This is a genomic window from Lascolabacillus massiliensis (assembly GCF_001282625.1).
In the GTDB taxonomy this organism is placed as follows: domain Bacteria; phylum Bacteroidota; class Bacteroidia; order Bacteroidales; family Dysgonomonadaceae; genus Proteiniphilum; species Proteiniphilum massiliensis.
In genome coordinates this window covers 653,594-674,255 of sequence record NZ_CTEJ01000001.1, presented here as the reverse complement: position 1 = coordinate 674,255, position 20,662 = coordinate 653,594, and the positions used below count along the sequence as shown (strand labels likewise).

The window sequence follows — 20,662 nt, the reverse complement described above, 5'->3', positions numbered from 1 at the left end:
TGAAAGTGCACCTAAATTTCAGTCATAAATAATTTACGACAAATATGTCTTTTTTTTCAGTTTTTGTATATTTTTCATATATTTGTGGTTTAAAATCACAGCTATTGGGATCGTTATGAACAACAATCACACAATTCACCATTATTTTTTCATTAGTGCACTGGTCACCATATTTACACTGGGATGTATGTGGGGAGCAATCAATTTGCTAATGATAGGACTTGAAGAAAATTTTCACAGCATCGACTATTCATGGGTTCTGGCACACGGTCATGCAATGGTGTTCGGTTTTGTAGGCCTTTTTATTATGGGCTTTTCTTACCGTGCATTGCCCCACTTTATGAATACCACCTTGTGGAAACCACAACTGGCTATTTCAACCTTGCCACTAATGATCTTTGGCATACTGCTTCAAGCTTATGCGCATGTTATAGCACCCCGTCAACCCTACTTGTTACTTGGGATTTCAGCCGGCATAATACAAATTATTGCTGTCGTAATTTTCGCTCTGGTGATAGCACGAACTATGCAAAGTGCCACTATCAGGGGTAGTAGTGCAGGACTATCAATTGCTGCATTAGGTTGGTTTCTTATCGCTGCAATATTAAATCCGATAATATTCTGGTTATTTGAGTCGACCTCAACTCAGGAGGAGTTTCTCTTTAATGTTTCTTCATTCAACATACCCTATCGCGATATCCAGACACTGGGAATTGCAGTTATGATGATACTTGGTGTATCACTGCACATTTTACCGAATGCTTACGGGTTTAGGGAGCCTACTAAACGATGGAGAAACTTTTTGTTGTGGGGTGTAAACGGAGCCATTCTTTTCGGAGTAATATCTTTCACGACAGGAATGACTACGGGAGTGCATTGGTGGCATGCTGCAAACGGTATTACATATATCATTCTACTTATAGCAGCAATAGGAACTCCAATACAGTTTGGTTTATTTAAAAAAACATCGGTCGGAGTTAGCGACAGAAGTTTAAAGTTTATCAGAGCAGCATACATCTGGTTTATTGTAGCTATGCTACTTCTTACATTTGGTCCCTATTACATGTTTGGAATTTATCTTCCAATGACGGGAGGAGAGAATCCATTTTCTCATGCCTACTTTGGAGCCTATCGCCATGCACTGACCGTCGGCTTTATCATGATGATGATTGTAGGTGTCTCCAGTAAAATTATACCCGGGTTTGCAGGTGTTGATTTCAGGAAAACAAATTCACTTTGGTCTGTTTTTATCCTTCTCAACCTTGGCAATACCTGGCGCATTACTTCTCAGATATTAACCGATTTTTATCCCGAAGCTTTTAGTTTTATCGGTGTCTCAGGTTTTATTGAACTTATAGCCCTTGGATTATGGGGCTACGAAATGATACGTAATATAAAAGCAGGAAAACATATCAGGATAAATTAAGAGGGACTGGTTGAGCATAGATTTTTTATATAAGGTAAAAACTATAGCAATCTTTTTCCTCAAAACTTTTTTTGATAATCACATTTTTTGTACTTTTGCATCATCAAACAGTTTTATTGTCTTATGGTGTAATGGTAGCACAACAGATTCTGGTCCTGTTTGTCTAGGTTCGAATCCTAGTAAGACAACAAACAGCCTCATAATCAACAACATAAGAAAACACAAATGGATGTCGGACTGACTAATAGTTGGTCCGACATTTTTTATGCTATCTTCTTGGGGTTTAATTATATAAAAATCCTTTTTAGAAGCATTTTGAATCACAAAATATACATACAAAATCAGCACCAAGTTCTAACAATCTACTAACCAACTCCTAATATTCCTTATATGAATATGAGGAGATACTGAAGTTGGTAAGACCTTTATAAGACTCAGGTAAGTACTATGTTCGACTGAAAGTAGATTAATTCATTTAAAATTGATGTTTAAGTGACATCTAATTAGATCAATTAACCAGGATTCTTTGCTGGATCAGGCTAATTTAAATACATTTGAAGAGAAAGAAATTTAATCAAAATAAAAATAACATGATCAATAAAAGAAAAGCAACACAGATTGTCAGAGGACAGCATGCAGTAGACGGCGCAGGAGTACGTTTACGAAGAGTCTTGGGAACAAATAATATTACCGATTTCGATCCATTTTTAATGCTCGACGGATTCGATTCAACAGATCCGGATGATTACATAAAAGGCTTTCCCTGGCATCCTCACAGAGGCATTGAAACAATCACCTATCTTGTGAAGGGAAAGATCGAACATGGCGATAGTCTGGGAAACAAAGGTACTATCAACGACTTGGAGTGTCAATGGATGACGGCAGGATCCGGAATTATTCACCAGGAAATGCCAAAAACATCAGATAGAATGCTTGGATGTCAGCTATGGGTAAATATGCCTGCAAAAGACAAGATGAATCACCCGGCTTATGGTGATATCACACAGGATAAGGTTGTAATAACTGAAGAAGAAAATGCGGTAATCAGAATAATAGCAGGTTCTTACAAAGGTAAAACAGGTGTTTTTGAGGGGAAGTATGTTAAAGTGCAATATTTAGATGTTGACTTGGCTCCTGACAGCACATGGATCTATTCTGAAACACCCAATGATGAAACACTTTTTATATATCTGCTGGATGGGACACTCGCTGTGGATGAAAAGTTATCTGATTTTGAAAACAAATCATGCGCTGTGCTTTTTACATCTGCCGATAAAAACGCAACAGAAAACGACAGTGTTGTTGTTCGCTCCGGGAACAAGGGTGCACGATTTGTTCTCCTGGCTGCAAAACCACTTCGAGAGCCGGTTGCGTGGGGAGGTCCGATTGTAATGAATAGTGGCGAAGAACTTGAAACTGCATTTGATGAACTGGACAGAGGTACATTTATCAAACATAAAATATAGTATTTAAAATCGAAGAATTACTTAGAATGGATATCCAATAGCGAAATGGAATGCTAAATCTCTGCCAATATCCGGTTTGAAGACTGTCCATCTTGAACCTTTCGGTAGTGCCGGATTATGCGCTTTCATACCGAAATCGAGCCTGAGTAACAGAAAGTTGAGGTCGAGTCTTACCCCCACTCCATAAGCAACACCAAGTTCCTTATAAAAATCATTAATGCTGAATAGTCCACCCGGCTGATCAACATAATCTTTAATTGTCCATATATTACCTGCATCCACAAAACCGGCCAATTCAATAAGCTTGGTAATCTTACGGCGATACTCTACACTGAAATCGAGTTTTACCTCCCCTACCTTGTTACCAAAATCATGCAGAGCAGAATCAGCACTATACGTTCCGGGGCCTAAAGTTCTCGTGCTCCACCCTCTTACACTGTTAGCACCACCACCAAAATAGCGCTTTTCGAAAGGAAGAATATCAGAGTTACCATAAGGTATTGCAACTCCTAAAGAGAAATGAGCGGCAATGGTTCTCCTGTCATCAAAAGAGTACATGGGAGCAATATCAAAATCACCTTTAACATATTCCGAATAGGGAATTTTAAAAAAAGCTTCCCTACCATCTTCGTCCTTTTCACCAGCACCAAGAGTTGTCGCCAGACGTGGCAACCAGCCGGCCAATTCAATTCCTGAACGAATTCTGAAAGGCACTTCGGGCATGTCTCCTCTGGATATACGATTATAGTTGGTATAAGTTATATTGTAAGCCGATCTAACGATGAGCTGTTCATCATAACTATATCGAAGAATTGGATTTACCTCATCACTAAGGTAGAGATCCTTGAATCGCTGTGATGCCCATGGCATACGTACATAGGTTATACCAACAGGCTCAAGCACATTGAGCAGTTTCCACTCCATTGCCGACCACTGGAATCGTGTTGACAGGTTAAAGAATTGTCTCAGATACTCCGGTCGTTTCTGGAAGTTAGTACCAACAGAAAATTCTGTTGATGCAGAAGGCTGATCCCTTAATTGCTGTAACAACCATGGTAGCAGTAGCTGCGGAATTGAGAGAAATGCTTCTGCTCCATATTCATAGTAGCTGTTATCAATAAGGTCTAAGCTGTCGGAACTTATGAACTCATATGCAGCATTAAGTCTGAATCTAAATGTTTCACCTGCTTTAAAAAAGTTACGGTGTTCATATGTTATATTACTTGCAATACCCAGGTCTCCTGCCGAGTTAGTTCCGTCTACCCCAAACTGCATGTAATGAACATTTCCCGGGTATAGTGTTATTTTAGAATCAATCAGAGATGAGTCATTTCTTTCTATTGTTGTAAGGTTAATGAAAGTCTGGTTAATTGCAGCCATGCTATTCAGAGATGAATATGTTCTTTCTACAATTCGGTCAGAATATAGTCGCCCCGGTCTTAAAAAGGTATTATAATAAACTGCTCTTGGTTTCAGGAATGGTTCTCTTTCTGATACAATCTGAATACCTCTGTACATAGTTGTATCCAGCAAATTATACTTTGTTGAGTCGTTTATAATATCAGGATCAACCCCATTGATAACTGTTACAATACCAATATTGTATCGTTTGTGAATAGGTGAATCCTCCGGAGTATTCAGAGAAAGAGTAATATCAACCTGATTTTCACCTACTGTAGTATCTGCAAGAAAATAAAAGTTGTCTTTCGAAAAATTATAATAGCCCCTGTTCCTTAAGGTAGTGGCCATATTCACTCTACCCTGTTCAAGTACAGAGAGATCGAAGTTATCACCCTCTTTAATAATATCTAATCGATTAGCTTGTCTCAGTATATTATATATAGTGGTATCTACTGAGTTAATTGTATCATTAAACAGACGTATCCTATGTGGTTCATGACCAATAACATCATATATAACATTTGCTTTTTTATTCTCTTTTACAAAAGTTGTATCAACTTCTGCATTAAGATATCCCTTATTATTAAGATGAAGACGAATCTGTTCAGCTGACACCAATACAAGCTGCTCATTGAATAATACAGGTGGTTCACCATATCTGAGCAACTGGCGATTCAGCCAGGTAGAATCATTTTCAGGTATATTATACATATGTAGTTTCCACTTTCCAACAATGGGTATGGATGAGTTGGGCTTTTGCCTCAGATAAGGTTTAAGGTCTGAAGAACCAATACCTCTGACATCAGAATTGATATCTACTTTATTAAGCAGATAGCTTCCTTCTGGTACTTTCTTAGTAACATCGCAAGCTGCGAATATAATTATCACTACTAATGAAAGCAGAAACTTATTCAAATGTCTATTAATCATCTTCTTTAGGTCTGATAAATCTAAAATTAAAAAGGTCTCTTAGTGAATGCGCCTCTTTTGTTACAACAACACCAACACCCTGAGTAGTGGGGGTTCGACTGTAGAATCTTTCGTTTGCCCTGTTAAAAGCTCGTAACATAAGCCACGTATTTAAATCGTATTCTAAATCGAACTCACCCATAAAAGCCTGTTGAGAAGCCATCATGCTATTATCACCGTAACTGAGATTTGTTGACATCCTCAATCGGTTATTCAGCAACCGGGTTGACACATCAAGTCCCATTCTGACATTATCCAGAGTACCATCAACCGATTCGAGATTTGTGCTGACTGACCAGTTGTCGTTCAATGCACTGGAGAAAAGTGCATCTAGTCCACGCGACAATGTACTGGCTGCAAATTTAGTAAATACGGATGATCCAAAATTGAGATCCGGTGATCCTTGAGAAGGTATAAAGCTTCCTGTTGTTGCCAGATAGGCAAACTGCAGAATCTTGGTTTCTTCGTCGCTAATGAAACTGTTAACTCTCTGTTGAATATCATTAGAGCTTTCAGGCAGTTCAATGTCATATTGCAAATCCATTCCTTCGAGATTACCCCTTATTTGTAGTAAGGCATTAACAGGCACACGAGTATTTGCAAGCTCTGTTGTAAAAGTAGGACTCAAAGCAGTCAGATCTGCTCTCACAGGAAGATATGCAATAATGTTGAACTGTGTATTCATAGGGTCACCTTCCATTGTAAGTCTGCTGCCCTCGCGGATATTAAAATCGACTGTACGAAGATTTTGTAGATTATAATGAAATTTCCCTTTATTTATTTCATAATCACCATACAATCTTACAGGAGGAGTTGATTTGGAGTTGAAGTTGATATTCAGCTCTCCCTCACCATTAACCTCTATAGCGTTTCCGGTCGTAGGGTCAAGCAGTACAGATAGCTCCAGCATAGGATTCAGATCAACTGTGGCCCTCATGATAATTGGAATTGCAGATTTTACTTTAGTGTTTGTAAGGTTTAATTCCTCATCCCTTCTTCTCAGAAAAGCAAGTGAGTCTGACTGATGAGTATTTATATAGATAATACCACTATACTCTGTAGCCTGAGCTGTTTGAGGAAGCATAACCGTTACCTCAGATGCACTTCTGGTGGTTACGTTTCCATCTCCATAAATCCCCATAGGAGAACCAGTGACACTCAGGTTACCAGAAAGTCTCATATCTCCATAAACCATAAGATCAGTACGGTTTTCGTTATTAAGGAGCATAAAATCATCCAGAGTAATACCTACAGTGTAAATCATTCTGCCAAAATTAGTATGGGATAAACTCAGATTCAGCGTTGCTGTTTTATTATTCTGGTCACGGATTACCAGATTCTCTAAACCAACATTGTCTTTTTTGATCTGAACTGTGTCTGACAGATAGTATGTTACATTCGTGTATGCAACTTTTATCTCACCATCTTCAATTCCAAGCCATCCTTCAGTTACTGGCTCAGAGAGACTTCCTGTTATTTTTATGTTTGAGTTTACCCGACCGGAGATCTTACTTAAAGAGCTCACAGTCAGCGGCTGTAGTGCATACAGCTGAAACTCTTCCATAGTTACTGTTACGTCCATTGGCAGAGGACTCTCGCTTCCCGTTGGCACATAACCTTTTATTTCAAGATTTCTTTCCCCATCCTTTATGAGGTAAGCATCGAGATTCAAACCAGAATAGATCTGATCCCAATCACCCTCAATTATTAGTGATCCAATAGTATCGTTATGAACTGTGATATTTTCAATCCTAAGATCCTCTGTAATAATCATTGGCGTTTCAAGTGCCTGACGAATAGTGATTCCTCCGTTTATAGAACCGGCGAAATTAGATATATTCAACGCAGTGAGAATATTTGCAAGTTCTGTATTATTAAAGTATATGCGCAAATTATCCGCTTCACTTTTAGAGGCTATACCATCAATTCCCAACAATAACATCTGATCCTCTGTAATACCGAAATTGGTTATACTAATCCGATCTTTATTGTATACAATAGCTGCATCATTGATATCAATTTTATTCCCATTGAAGTCAATTGTTGAAGGGTGTATTCTTATATTTGATGCAAGATCATTATTTAAATCACGATCAAATCCCATTGAGATTAAAAGGTTGCCTTTTGCACTACTGCTGCTTTTTTCAACATCAAAGGTAAGATTGTTTATTATTGAATCATTAACAGCATCAGTTCTAAGTATAGCATTTATAAAACCATTGCTCTGAACAAGATATGTGTTGAGGTTTACGCCAATTCCATCACCTTTGTTGTTTAGATCAACTCTGGTCTCCCTTATATCACTATTACCGAACATAATACGCGGTATATGAGCATTTAATTGTATTGTGTTACCGACAGTCATATCAACACTTCCGTTTATATTTGCCTGTTCAACATTATAAAATGGCAGACCAAATGTGTATGAGAAATCCTCAGTATTATTAAGGAGAATATTAAATTTGAAATTGTTATTACCGGGAATCAGATTTCTTGAATTTATATTTTCAGTATAATTGTAGTTATCACTGTCTGCTGATTCTGAATGCAAATCTTCAGATATAGCTATTAAAGAGGGAAGATGTGGATGCAATACTTGCTTCAACTCCTTTGCTATTGTTGAAAAATAGTAATCACCGATCAGTTCGGCTTCCATAAATGAAGACATAATCTGCAGTCTTTTACCTTCACCTGTATCGGAAAGTGCCTGCAAATATATTGGACCGGGGTTATATATGAAATTGCTGTCAACAATTGAACTGTTTTTAATAACCAGTGTGCCTGCAATATCATCAATTGTTGTTCCTTTCATATTTGCCTCTATCTGTGTTGTCATAATAGGTGTTTTCCATGACTTCATCTGAATAAAAGGGTTCAGATTTAGTCTTTGCACATTTCCATTGACTATGAATCCCAAGCTATCTCCAAATGTAATATCACCAGTTATATCAAACTGGTTCAATGGTGAATCCATTTTCAGGTTTGCAGAAACATTATTGCCGGCATATAGACCATTGAAATTTATGTCGTTATAAAGATAGTCGTTGTAAATTAATGCCTCGACAACTCCCTCAGCAGAGACTGTAAGTACATCCTCCTTAGGAATGATCACCTTAGTTTTTGCACTTAATGTAGCATTACCAACTCCTGCACCCTCTCCTATTATATTGGAAACATTAAAGTTGTCGACTGTAACCGGACCCTCGAAACTTAGGAAACTAAAACTATTCGTAATTCTGCCTAAGCCGTTCAATGAGACATCTCCCTGCTCAGTATTGATGTAACCATTATAATTGAAACCTCTGAGTTTGCCTATTGCCTGAAGTTCAAGGTTCAGATTTCCAAGTGCAGTTAACTGTGTGGGTGAGACATATTCCGCAGCCCAGACCTGTATGATTGACTCAAGATCTGACTGGGAAACATTCATATTTCTGACATCTACTCTTAAATCACTCTTTTCAAAGTCACTGTAATCCGATATCATACCTGTAATATCGAAATATGTATCAGAACCGTATTGCAATGTAAACTTGTTAAGATTTGCAGAAGGTAATTGCCCGTCAGCAACTATTTCAAAAGAGAGCTTCTCTTTCAGATCGGCAACAGGATAGTAGAATTTCCCAATATCTTTTGGATCTATCTGATCGCTTATCAAATTGAGTGAGAATTCTTTGGTCTCGGTATTGAAGCTGGCACCATTAATTTGAATATCTGAATTATTTAAACTAATCTGAACATAATCGCTTTCCAGTTGCTTCCCCTTACCGGTAACATTTGCTTTAAGGTTATTCAAATATAACCCGGAGTTGTTCTCTACAAAGCTCAAAATATCAATATTAGCTTTCATATCACCAATACTTTGAAAATATGCGTTGGCTTTGAAATTGAAGTTGTAGACGCTGAAATGGTTTACGTTGAACTGACCGGGTGTTTCAGGTTCTGAGAGTATATTATAGTTTATAGTTCCATTTTTTAAAATTATATCTTCTCCTGTAATTAACATTGAATCCTTTTCCTTTTTAACAACAAGAGTATCTTTTTCAGATGTAAATGCATCAATAATAAACTGGAAATTGAAAGGTTCTTCAGCTGTATTACGATATACATTGGCTTTAAAATTCTCAATACCCGTTTTTTGTACTGTAAGTCTGTTTCGAAGAAGATCCAGAGCTCTTATTCTTGCACTTATTCTATCTGCATAGAACAGAGTATCTTGCTTCTGATCCTCAACATATAAACCATTTAACTCTACAGTATTAAAGAGGCGAATACGGATACCATCGAGACTGGCATTTGTCCCTATTGCAGGCTCCAGCTTTTCCAATGCGTAACCGGCAGCCCATTTCTGTATGGGTGGAAGACTAAATGTAATGAAGAGTACTATATTAAGCAATATAATACTTATTACAACAATTGCTAGAATACGTGCTATTTTTTTTGCCAAACTGAGCTACTTGAAATTATGACACATTTAACTCTTCTTTAATGCAATATTACAAAAAAAGGCTTTAAAAGTGGGACTGGAGAACCTTTTTAACCAAAAAAAGGTTTATTTGGGGTTTTTCCACAAAAGTGAACTGTCACCATAGCTAAGAAATCTGAAATTATTTTGCAAAGCATATTCGTATATTGTTGTCCAGTAACCTCCTACGAAAGCTGAGACAAGTAGTAACAGAGTGCTTTGAGGCTGATGAAAGTTGGTTATCAATGCATCCGGATAGTGAAAATTATAACCTGGTGCAATAAGTAAACGTGTTGCTGAAATAAGCTGATCTTGTTCGGTATTCTCCAAATAATCAAGAATGGCACGAAGTACAATGTAGGGATCTTCATTTTCATCTTCTTCGTAAGGCTCCCATTGATTTACAGATAGCTTGTACGGTTCTGTATCTGGATTAGTCCTAAGCTTTTTACCGATATAGTACAAACTTTCTACTGTACGCATAGAGGTAGTACCAACTACGATAATATCACCTGTGTGGTTAATGATTTTCTCAATTGTTTCCCTTGGGACGGATATAAATTCAGTATGCATTTCATGCCCTGCTAAATTGTCTGATTTAACAGGCTTAAAAGTACCAGCACCAACATGAAGAGTAACCTCAGCTGTTTTTACACCTTTGGCAGCTAACCCCTCCATCACCGCGGGTGTGAAGTGAAGACCTGCAGTTGGAGCTGCGACAGACCCTTCCACATGAGAATAAAGAGTTTGATATGTCTCATCATCTTTCTCTTCGGCTGGCCTGTTAAGATATGGGGGAATAGGAAGTTTGCCTGCGACTTCGAGCAACTCGGAAAATGTAACATCACTGTTATCCCACGTGAACCTTACTATTACATCTGAGCCGTTTCTATTTGACATTTCTGCCATATCTATCTTCTGAGCATTAAGAACCACTCTTAATCCCTTTATATCAATTTCCATTGACAACAGATCTTCTTTCCATTTTTTTGCATTACCTATCATGCAAATCCATGAGCATTCACCTTTCTGCTGAAAATTCATTATATAATCTTTCGGACTGAATGGAGAGAGACAAAATATTTCAATATTCGCGCCTGTTGCTTTCATAAAATGAAGCCTGGCATGAATTACTCTTGTATTATTGAAGATAAGGAGACTGTTACCGGGCAGCTGATCAGGTAGTGATGAAAAATTGCTAGAGCTTAGTTGTGAATCTTTATAAATTAAGAGTTTGGAAGAATCTCTCTGTGGCAAAGGGTATTTCGCAATCTTTTCATCTGGTAAAGTATAGTTGAAATCTGATATTTTAATATTTTGTACGACTCCTTTTTTCATTTTTTTAGTATCGAAAAATCTATTTTCATATTAATTAGCGCATTTATTCCGCAAAAATAGTCAACTTTGCAAGACACTACAAAATTAAACACCAAAACGGACTTTTTAGCTATGATGAACTATAAATATCTGGTATCATAACTGCAACAATTTGGTGATATATAGTGAATAACAAAAATGAAGAAAATATCTACAGGAGACAGAGTCAGATTCCTCAACAGTATTGGCGGAGGAGTAGTAAAAGGATTTCAGAACAAGCAGGTTGTAATTGTAGAAGATGAGCATGGGTTTGATGTTCCTGTGCTAATATCTGAATGCGTGGTTGTGGAATCAGCTTCGGACAATAAAATGGGAAGTTTTTCAGATGAAGGCAACTTTCAGGAAGAGATATTAAAAGGTACAAAACAACAACTTGAAGATTCATTGCCTGATGTGAGAATAAGTGAGTCATATCAACCTGAAGAGACTGTTGAAGGTGAAAAGATTACAGCCTGTATAGCATACTTGCCTGTTGACCCTAAAAACCTTTCAACTACCAGGTATGAATGTTATTTTGTGAACGACAGTAACTATTTTCTCTTTTTCAATTATATGAACCGTGAGAATAATAGCTGGAAAAGCAGGTATAACGGTATAGTAGAGCCAAATACAAAAATATTTCTTGAGGAATTTGGTAAAAATGAATTAAATGAAATAGAGAAGATTGCTGTACAGTATATCGCATTTAAGCATAACAAGACATATAAGTTTAAAAATCCATGTTCAGTAGAGCTGCGTATTGATACAGTAAAGTTTTATAAGTTACACAGTTTCAGGGAGAACGATTATTTTGAAGATAATGCAATTATATATTACATTATAAAGAATGATATCCCCGAACGAGAATTGCTTATTTCTGCAGGTGACCTTGAACAGGCTATGAAAGAGAAAGAGATCTCTGAAAGAAGACCGACGAAAGAACCTATAAGAAAAAGAAAAAGTGACCCGGTAATAGAAGTAGACCTGCATATTAATGAATTAATTGATACAACTGCTGGCATGAATAATGCTGACATACTTGAATATCAAATGAACAAATTCAATGATGTCATGAAGGAGAATATAAAAAACAAAAACCGGAGAATTGTATTTATACATGGGAAAGGAGATGGTGTACTCAAAACAGCATTATTAAAAGAATTGAAGAAAAACTATCCATCTTGCTACTACCAGGATGCCTCTTTTCAGGAGTATGGTTATGGAGCAACAATGGTTATAATTAAATAAACTGAAATTGAAATGATAAAAAGAGTATTGTTAATAGTTCTTTCGGCTGTGATTCTAACCGGCTGTGATGTAGTAAACAAAATTGGAGGAGCCTACCAGCTGGCTCAAAGTGAGTATCGATATAATTCACTTTCCAATATCCAGCTGGCAGGAATAAATATTGGTAATGCTTCAGCAATATCACTTTCCAATCTGGCATCTATATCTACAATCTTATCAGGCAGTAACTCAAGGCAGAATATACCATTCAGCATGACTTTGAATATGGATGTGACTAATCCTAATACAAGAGCTGCTTTTCTTGATGCACTGGATTATTCAATTTCTATTAATGAACTGGAGTTTGTTGAGGGTAAAATGGATATCCCTATCAGAATTCAACCGGGTGAAACGGTTGTGGTTCCTATACCAATAAGCGTTGACCTTAAAAGTATAATAAACAGATATTCACAGGAAAGAGTGGCAAGTGAGATGAGTGGATTTCTGGGAATTACTCCAAATGAGACAACTGTTACAGTTAAATTATGGCCCAAATTGAGTGTGGGTAACACTCTTATTAAGGTTCCGGCTGCTATACCAGTTGAATTTAAATTTGGTGGGAGATAAAATAATTGATTAGCTACAGCCCTTTTAAAATGTAAGGCAAAACAGTATCTTTGCATTTTAAAACAGATAAGAAAGATGCAGAAACCCTCTATTCCAAAAGGTACTCGTGATTTTTCGCCCGTAGAGATGGCGAAACGTAATTATATTTTTGATACAATCAAAGAGGTTTACAGAATTTATGGCTTCAGTCAGATTGAAACACCTGCAATGGAAAACCTGTCTACTCTGATGGGAAAATATGGTGAAGAAGGTGACAAATTGCTTTTTAAGATACTTAACTCAGGTGATTTCCTCAAAGATGTTAATCATGATGATATTACTGAAGGGAGCTCTGTAAAAACAGCTAATAAGATTTCTGAAAAAGGACTGAGATATGACCTTACAGTGCCTTTTGCAAGATATGTTGTTATGCACAGAAATGAGATAACATTCCCGTTCAAAAGGTTTCAGATTCAACCTGTTTGGCGAGCTGACAGACCTCAGAGAGGCAGATATCGTGAATTTTTTCAATGCGATGCTGATATAGTGGGTTCAGACTCTCTTTTAAATGAGATTGAACTTATCCTTATTATTGATGAGGTTTTCTCTCGATTGGGAATTAATGTATCAATAAGGATAAATAACAGAAAGATACTTTCAGGTATAGCAGAGATAATTGGTGAGTCCGAAAAAATAACTGAGTTTACGGTAGCTATTGACAAGCTTGAAAAAATTGGTCTTGAATCAGTAAACAAAGAGCTTGCTGCTTCTGGATTCACAGAGGAATCCATAAATAAGCTACAGCCTATTTTAAAACTTAGCGGATCTACTAAAGAGAAAACTGCCCAGCTTACTGAAATTTTAGCTGAATCAGAAATTGGTTTGAAAGGTGTGGCAGAGATGGATTACCTACTGGATAAATCTAAAGCCATTTCATTGAAGAATGAAGTTGTACTAGACTTAACATTGGCACGTGGTTTAAATTATTACACAGGTACAATTATTGAGGTTAAGGCTCTGGACGCTGAAATGGGAAGTATTACCGGTGGAGGCAGATATGATAATCTAACGGGTATTTTTGGAATGCCCGGTGTTTCAGGGGTTGGCATTTCGTTTGGCGCAGACCGCATTTATGATGTACTGACACAATTGAATCTGTTCCCTGAAAATCTTACTCACTCTACAGAGCTGATGTTCGTGAATTTCGGTGAGAAAGAGGAAAACTATATCTTACCATTGATCACCAGTCTGCGAGGATCTGGAATACGCAGCGAGCTTTACCCTGATGCTGCTAAAATGAAGAAACAGCTTACCTATGCCAATAACAACAATATACCTTTTGTTGCAATGGTTGGTGAAAATGAGATGAAAAACAATACAATCTCCTTAAAGAACATGAAAACAGGGGAACAAAAAAGTGTCTCTCTTCAAGAAATCAAAGATATAATTAAAGGTCACTGACAGAATCCTGTGACTTATTGAGATTAGTGTATTAAAAAAAATGCTTAAGTTTTTACTTAAGCATTTTTACTTCTACAGCGTTCATTCCTCTTGGTCCCTTCTCTAACCGAAAGGTTACCATATTATTTTCTCCTATACCATATTCGGCATTACTTCTATGGAAGAAGTATTTATTTGGGCTATCAGATTCTTTAATAAATCCAAAACCTTTAATTTCATCATAAAATTCAACTATGCCTGTAGGATCACCTTTATCCTCAATTTCTTTTGGAGGAATTGAGATTTCAATATCTTCAAGTTCGATTTTGTCTACCAAATTGGGCTCGGGACGCTCATCTGTAATAACACCATAGGGATCTACATATGCTATCATGTCTTCAAAGGTATCAGTAGGTTTAAGTTTTCGCTCTTCTCTTCTTTTCTGTTTCTCTTTTCTTTTCTGCTGTTTATTCTTTTCTATTTCTCTTTTACTAAATGAATTTGATTTTGCCATATTTTGTTTTTAATATTATGTGTACAAATGTAACTAAAAATACCCACTTTATCAAGCAAGTAGAAATCAACAACTATAATTTGAAAATTCGGATAGATAAATTTTTATATAAAATGGGTAGGAAATATATTTTTATAGTCTCTCAAAAAGCACTTTCTTTGCACAAATTTAATTCGAATGCTAAGTATTGAAAATCTAAGCGTTGAATTTGGTGGTTTTACTCTACTCGACAATATATCATTTGTGTTAAATAGAAATGAAAGAGTAGCGTTAACCGGTAAGAATGGGGCGGGCAAATCTACCTTGTTGAAAATAATGGCCGGATTGCAGAAGCCTACCAAAGGAAACGTTTCTGTTCCAAAAGATGCTACCATTGGCTATTTGCCACAACAGATGAAGCTCAATGACAGTCGCACTGTTTTTGAGGAAGCCTCTCTGGCATTTGACCATTTAAAGAAAATGGAAAGAGATCTGGAGTATCTACATAACCAATTGGCAGAGAGGACTGATTACGAATCGGAAGCTTATCATAAAATAATAGAAAGAGCAACTGATCTGCAGGAGTTACTGCAGATGTCAGGGATTCACAATTTTGAGGCTGAAATAGAGAAAACTCTTTTGGGCTTAGGTTTCAAGAGAGCTGATTTTAACAGACCAACCGGTGAGTTCAGTGGTGGCTGGCGAATGAGAATTGAGCTTGCAAAAATACTTCTACAGGCACCTGATGTTCTTTTGCTTGATGAGCCTACTAACCACCTTGATATAGAATCTATCCAATGGCTGGAGAATTTTTTAAGTACTCATGCTAATGCAGTAATGCTGGTTTCACACGACCGTGCATTTCTGGATGCTGTGACCAATAGAACTATAGAGATTTTACTGGGTGACATCCATGATTATAAGGTAAATTACTCCAGATATGTTGAATTACGTAAAGAGAGACGTGAACAGCAGATCAGAGCCTTTGAGAATCAACAGAAACAGATTAAGGATACTGAGGAATTTATAGAACGTTTCCGTTATAAACCCACAAAATCAAATCAGGTTCAGTCGAGAATCAAACAACTTGAGAAGATTGAAAGGATTGAAATTGATGAGGTTGACAATTCAAGACTTAACCTGAAGTTCCCTCCCTCACCTCGTTCGGGATCTTACCCAGTTATAATGGAGGATATTTCGAAATCATATGGTGATCATCTTGTTTTTAAAAATGTTACACTCACTATTGAACGTGGAGAAAAGATAGCGTTTGTAGGAAAAAATGGAGAGGGAAAGTCCACTCTGGTAAAATGTATAATGAACGAGATCGATTTTGAGGGAAATCTTACACATGGTCATAATGTAAAGATAGGATATTTTGCTCAAAACCAGGCTCAGATGTTAAACGAAGAGAGGACTGTCTTTGAAACCATTGATGATGTAGCAGTAGGTGATATCCGCACCAAAATAAGAGATATCCTGGGTGCCTTTATGTTTGGAGGAGAGGCCTCTGATAAAAAGGTTAAGGTATTATCGGGGGGAGAAAGGAGCAGGCTTGCTATGATACGCTTGTTGCTTGAACCGGTTAATTTGCTTATTCTTGATGAGCCTACAAATCATTTGGACCTGGCTTCAAAGGATGTATTGAAAAAAGCTATCCGTGAATTTGATGGCACTGCAATTATTGTATCGCATGATCGTGATTTTCTTGATGGACTTGTAAACAAGGTGTATGAGTTTGGTGGTGGCAGGGTAACAGAGCATATTGGAGGTATTTATGATTACCTTTCTAAAAAGAAATTGGAAAGCCTGCAGCAGCTGGAGCTTTCAGTTTCTACTACTCAATCATCTGATTTATCAGAGAAAGCAGAACAGAATACAGAAACTTCAAATAAATTATCTTACCTGATACAGAAGGAGCAGAACCGTAAACAGAGAAAACTTGAAAGAGAAATAGAGGAGGTTGAAGATAATATTGAAAATTTAGAAAATGAGATCTCTAAACTTGAGGCTGAACTTGCTACGCCCGAAGGTGCTGCAGATACAGAAAAACTACAAAAGTATCTCGAGACTAAAACACAACTGGAAGGCTTTATGAGTAAGTGGGAAAAGTTAACATTAGAGTTAGAGAATTTTATAAGATAAATTGTTTATAACATATGGCTAGATTAAGTAAATTCATTTTAAACAAATTAATGGGATGGAAAGCTATTGATACATTTCCAGAAGTACCCAAATGTGTGATTGCTGTAGCACCTCACACCAGTAACTGGGATTTTGTGGTTGGTAAGCTTGCTTATTCATCCTTGGGCCGACAGGCAAATTTCCTTATTAAAGCAGAATGGTTTGTCTTTCCTTTTAACATCTTCTTCAGGAACATTGGAGGTATACCTGTAAACAGAGATCGTAACGAATCTCTAACTACCAAACTTGCAAGAGAGTTTCAGAATCGTAAGTGGATGCATCTGGGGATTACTCCAGAAGGGACCAGGAAGCCTGTGAAAGAGTGGAAGAAGGGTTTTTATTTTATTGCTTTAAAAGCTAATGTACCAATTCTGCTAGTTGGTCTTGATTATGCAAAAAAAGAAGCTAAAGCATTGGATCTTTTTTATCCGACAGGTGACTATAAAAGTGATATTGTGAAAATTAAATCCTATTTTAAAAACATAAAAGCAAAGAAGCCTGAGAATTTCATACCCTGATATTGTAGGCTACTCTTCGAAATCAAGAGTCAGCTGTATTGCCCTATGTGGATAAGAAGATAATTCAGAATCTGATTTTTTAAGGGTTAGGCCCATTAAACGTATCTTCTTTTCCTCTATATCATTTACCTGCAATAACAACTCTTTACCAAGTTCAAATAGCTTCTCATTGCTGTTTACATAATAGTTGACAGTTTTACTCCTTGTAATCTGTGTAAAGTCGGCATACTTCACCTTCAATGTAACAGTTTTTGCAAGAAATTTACGCTTTTGTGCCCTACGATGTACTTCATTTGCAATTTGATCAAGTGAACCAAGGATATCGACTATCTCATCCAGGTCATCCATAAATGTAACCTCTGCGCCTAAAGATTTACGAACTCTTTCCGATTCTACTTCTCGGTCATCTATTCCTCTTGCAAAATGCCAGTATGTGCTTCCTGCTTTACCAAACTCTTTCACAAGATCTAGTTCGGACCACTGCTTTAAATCATAACCGGTTCGGATCCCCAGCTCAACCATACGTTTGGCAGTTACCTTTCCTACACCAAAGAATTTGTCGATAGTTAATTTCTCTACAAATGCTTCTGCTTTTTCTGGTTCGATTACAAACAATCCGTCAGGCTTTCTGTAATCTGATGCTATCTTAGCCAAAAATTTATTATAAGATACTCCTGCAGATGATGTTAAATGAGTTCGGTTATAGATTTTTTGTTTGATCTCTTTAGCTATTAGAGTAGCAGAACGGGCTCCCTTATTATTTACAGTGACGTCCAGAAAAGCTTCATCAAGTGACAGTGGTTCAACCATTGAAGTATATTCATGAAAAATTTGCATTATCTGGTTAGAAACATTACGATATACATCAAATCTTGGTGGCACAAAAATAATATTGGGACATTTACGAAGTGCAGTTACAGAAGGCATTGCAGAATGGACACCATATCTCCTGGCTTCATAACTGGCAGCTGCTACAACACCTCGTTTTTCACCATAACCTACAGCAAGGGGTTTACCGCGATAATCAGGGTTATCGCGCTGTTCAATGGATGCATAAAACGCATCCATATCGATATGGATTATCTTTCGGTTCACTAAACAAATATTACCTCATAAAGCATGTGCGAGGTGCATTTAACATAATTCAAATATAAGGTTAATTTATTATATTTCAAATATATTAATCACATTTCACTTCGAGAATATCATTAATATTGGTAGTAAATTCCCTTGAAAGATGATTACGGTGCATCTTAAACGTTTTTGCATCCATAGAAGCCAGCCTCACTCCTCCTTTTGTTCTATGATTAATTCTATCTACAGCATCCATAAGACGCTCATGACGAGGATCAGAATTCATTTCGGGAAAAAGCGCTGGTTGAAGATTAATTGTATCGATAAAATCGTAAAGTGTTACTCCTGCTCTTTTATAATGTCTGTGAGGTTCATAAATCTGTTTTAATCCTGCCACCACAAAATCAACTATTTCTAGAGTTGATGAGGTTGGAAATGGGAGTCTGACTTCTACACTACGAGCAATTTGTTCTTCACTATCCTTATAGAAGTTTGTTTGAAGAAAGATCAGCATACGGCGGCAAAGTGATTGCTGTGCTCTTACTTTGGCGGCAGCAAGGGAGGTAAAAGTGATTAAACGCTCTTTCACCTCATCAAAAGTGTCATACTCTTTTTCAAAGGTACGGGTAACGGAAAAGCTCTTTGCTTTCTCAAGCTCTACTATATCTATTGAGGGAATTCCTTTGAGCTCACGCTGAAGATTAACTCCTGTGATTGTCATGTTTTTACGAACCCATGACTCAGGCAGCTGAATAAAATCAATGGCTTTGGTTACTCCTATTGCATTAAGCTTCATTGCACTCTTTCTGCCTACTCCCCAAATATCCGCAACAGGCAACCACTTTAGTGCTTTCAGACGCTTCTCGTCACTATCTATCACATGACAACCCCCTGTTTGTGATGGATATTTCTTTGCAATGCGATTGGCTATCTTTGCCAGTGCTTTTGTTGGAGCGATGCCGATACCTACAGGTATTCCTGTCCACTGCCATACTTTATCCTTCATCTTAAGACCGTACCCTCTCATATCTTCTTGAATACCTGAAAGATCAAGAAAACACTCATCTATGGAATAGACCTCCTGATTTGGTGTAAAACCTGCTAGGACAGACATTACTCTTCGGCTCATATCACCATAAAGAGCAAAATTAGCTGAATAGACCGCTACATTGTGTTTCTTGAACAGATCTGCTGCTTTGAATGCAGGCACACCCATCTCAATACCTACTTTCTTGGCTTCACTGCTACGGGCAATAACACACCCGTCGTTATTGGAAAGAACAACAACAGGTCTGCCTATTAAAGAGGGGTTAAATACCCTTTCGCACGATGCATAAAAATTATTGCAATCTATCAGCGCTACCATTACAGTATCTTATTTGGTTAATATTTATCTATCCATGCCTTCTAATGGAGAAAATTATAATTCCCCATATAAGAAGTGTATTCTCAGAAGTTATGGTTATAGGTTTATATTGGGGATTAGATGGCAGTAATTTGCAGACTCCCTTTTCAATATCTATCCTTTTTACAGTAAATTCTCCATCCATATAGCAGAGGGCTATCTTACCATGGGACCACTCTTCTGCTTTATCCACAACAAGCAGATCTCCATCATTGAAATCTTCATTCATTGAATTACCCTTAACCTTTGCATAGAAAGTAGCTTCGGGATGTCTGATTAGCAGTTTATTCAAATCAATACGCTCGCTAACAAAGTCATCCACATTAGTGAACGGACCGGCAGAAGCCTCTCCGGCTAAAGGAATATTTAGCTCAGAAAATTCCGGCTTGTAAATATCCAGTTGTGATGATATGAACACCTTTTTCATATAGCAAATGTACGTAAAATTAAGAGAGCTTATATCTTAATAATTTCGAACTTAGCATTTCTTAATCGTTTAAATTTTAGGATTAATTAAATTTAGAGGTTATTTTTTTCGCAACAAATTCGTAACATCCAAATTATAATGGCTACATTTGCAATGAGAGATAGAACTGAAGGTCATATAGTTCATTATCCCATTGAACAAAAGTATA

General features: G+C 37.1%; 14 protein-coding genes and 1 tRNA gene. 8 read left to right on the top strand and 7 right to left on the bottom strand.

Annotated features, from left to right (window positions below; all coding sequences use genetic code 11):
• Positions 1 to 115: 115 nt before the first annotated feature.
• The 3 genes from BN1354_RS02680 (at position 116) to BN1354_RS02670 (ending at position 2,892) form a co-directional block, all read left to right on the top strand.
• Entirely contained in the window at positions 116 to 1,426 is a 1,311-nt protein-coding gene (locus BN1354_RS02680) for an NnrS family protein (protein ID WP_053826161.1), read from the top strand.
• A 117-nt stretch (positions 1,427 to 1,543) separates the two neighbouring features.
• Positions 1,544 to 1,614, top strand: a tRNA-Gln gene (locus BN1354_RS02675).
• Between the two features lie 402 nt (positions 1,615 to 2,016).
• Positions 2,017 to 2,892, top strand: coding sequence for a pirin family protein (locus BN1354_RS02670; RefSeq protein WP_053826160.1), 876 nt, complete (start codon positions 2,017 to 2,019; stop codon positions 2,890 to 2,892).
• A 21-nt stretch (positions 2,893 to 2,913) separates the two neighbouring features.
• On the opposite strand, the gene tamL is transcribed toward BN1354_RS02670, so the two are convergent.
• The 3 genes from tamL to BN1354_RS02655 all read right to left on the bottom strand — a co-directional run bounded on the left by tamL (position 2,914) and on the right by BN1354_RS02655 (position 11,062).
• A complete protein-coding gene (tamL, locus tag BN1354_RS02665; RefSeq protein WP_053826159.1) occupies positions 2,914 to 5,223 on the bottom strand; it encodes a translocation and assembly module lipoprotein TamL in 2,310 nt (769 codons plus the stop codon).
• The gene (locus tag BN1354_RS02660; protein ID WP_053826158.1) at positions 5,216 to 9,706 is read right to left on the bottom strand and encodes a translocation/assembly module TamB domain-containing protein; all 4,491 of its coding nucleotides are present in this window, start codon (positions 9,704 to 9,706) and stop codon (positions 5,216 to 5,218) included. The genes tamL and BN1354_RS02660 overlap by 8 nt, the downstream gene beginning before the upstream one ends.
• 105 nt (positions 9,707 to 9,811) lie before the next feature.
• Entirely contained in the window at positions 9,812 to 11,062 is a 1,251-nt protein-coding gene (locus BN1354_RS02655; RefSeq protein ID WP_053826157.1) for an S-adenosylmethionine:tRNA ribosyltransferase-isomerase, read from the bottom strand.
• Between the two features lie 177 nt (positions 11,063 to 11,239).
• Between BN1354_RS02655 and BN1354_RS02650 the strand changes: the two genes are divergently transcribed.
• The 3 genes from BN1354_RS02650 (at position 11,240) to hisS (ending at position 14,374) form a co-directional block, all read left to right on the top strand.
• The gene (locus BN1354_RS02650; protein ID WP_053826156.1) at positions 11,240 to 12,328 is read left to right on the top strand and encodes a DUF2027 domain-containing protein; all 1,089 of its coding nucleotides are present in this window, start codon (positions 11,240 to 11,242) and stop codon (positions 12,326 to 12,328) included.
• Between the two features lie 12 nt (positions 12,329 to 12,340).
• Complete coding sequence (locus tag BN1354_RS02645) at positions 12,341 to 12,934, top strand: LEA/WHy family protein (protein WP_045089827.1); 594 nt, start codon at positions 12,341 to 12,343, stop codon at positions 12,932 to 12,934.
• Positions 12,935 to 13,009: 75 nt separating this feature from the next.
• On the top strand, positions 13,010 to 14,374 hold the full coding sequence (gene hisS / locus BN1354_RS02640; RefSeq protein WP_053826155.1) for a histidine--tRNA ligase: 1,365 nt from the start codon (positions 13,010 to 13,012) through the stop codon (positions 14,372 to 14,374).
• A gap of 52 nt (positions 14,375 to 14,426) precedes the next feature.
• On the opposite strand, the gene BN1354_RS02635 is transcribed toward hisS, so the two are convergent.
• Positions 14,427 to 14,867, bottom strand: coding sequence for a cold shock domain-containing protein (locus tag BN1354_RS02635; RefSeq protein WP_053826154.1), 441 nt, complete (start codon positions 14,865 to 14,867; stop codon positions 14,427 to 14,429).
• 177 nt (positions 14,868 to 15,044) lie between these two features.
• Between BN1354_RS02635 and BN1354_RS02630 the strand changes: the two genes are divergently transcribed.
• Together BN1354_RS02630 and BN1354_RS02625 are read left to right on the top strand one after the other, a co-directional pair.
• A complete protein-coding gene (locus BN1354_RS02630) occupies positions 15,045 to 16,991 on the top strand; it encodes an ABC-F family ATP-binding cassette domain-containing protein (protein ID WP_053826153.1) in 1,947 nt (648 codons plus the stop codon).
• Between the two features lie 14 nt (positions 16,992 to 17,005).
• Entirely contained in the window at positions 17,006 to 17,548 is a 543-nt protein-coding gene (locus BN1354_RS02625) for a 1-acyl-sn-glycerol-3-phosphate acyltransferase (RefSeq protein ID WP_045089831.1), read from the top strand.
• A 9-nt stretch (positions 17,549 to 17,557) separates the two neighbouring features.
• Here the strand turns inward: BN1354_RS02625 and dinB are convergent, their stop codons facing one another.
• From dinB to BN1354_RS02610, 3 genes are all read right to left on the bottom strand, one after another.
• Complete coding sequence (dinB, locus tag BN1354_RS02620; RefSeq protein ID WP_154904812.1) at positions 17,558 to 18,643, bottom strand: DNA polymerase IV; 1,086 nt, start codon at positions 18,641 to 18,643, stop codon at positions 17,558 to 17,560.
• Between the two features lie 85 nt (positions 18,644 to 18,728).
• Entirely contained in the window at positions 18,729 to 19,988 is a 1,260-nt protein-coding gene (locus BN1354_RS02615) for a Y-family DNA polymerase (RefSeq protein WP_053826152.1), read from the bottom strand.
• A 28-nt stretch (positions 19,989 to 20,016) separates the two neighbouring features.
• Complete coding sequence (locus BN1354_RS02610) at positions 20,017 to 20,454, bottom strand: LexA family protein (RefSeq protein WP_053826151.1); 438 nt, start codon at positions 20,452 to 20,454, stop codon at positions 20,017 to 20,019.
• Positions 20,455 to 20,662: the final 208 nt, after the last annotated feature.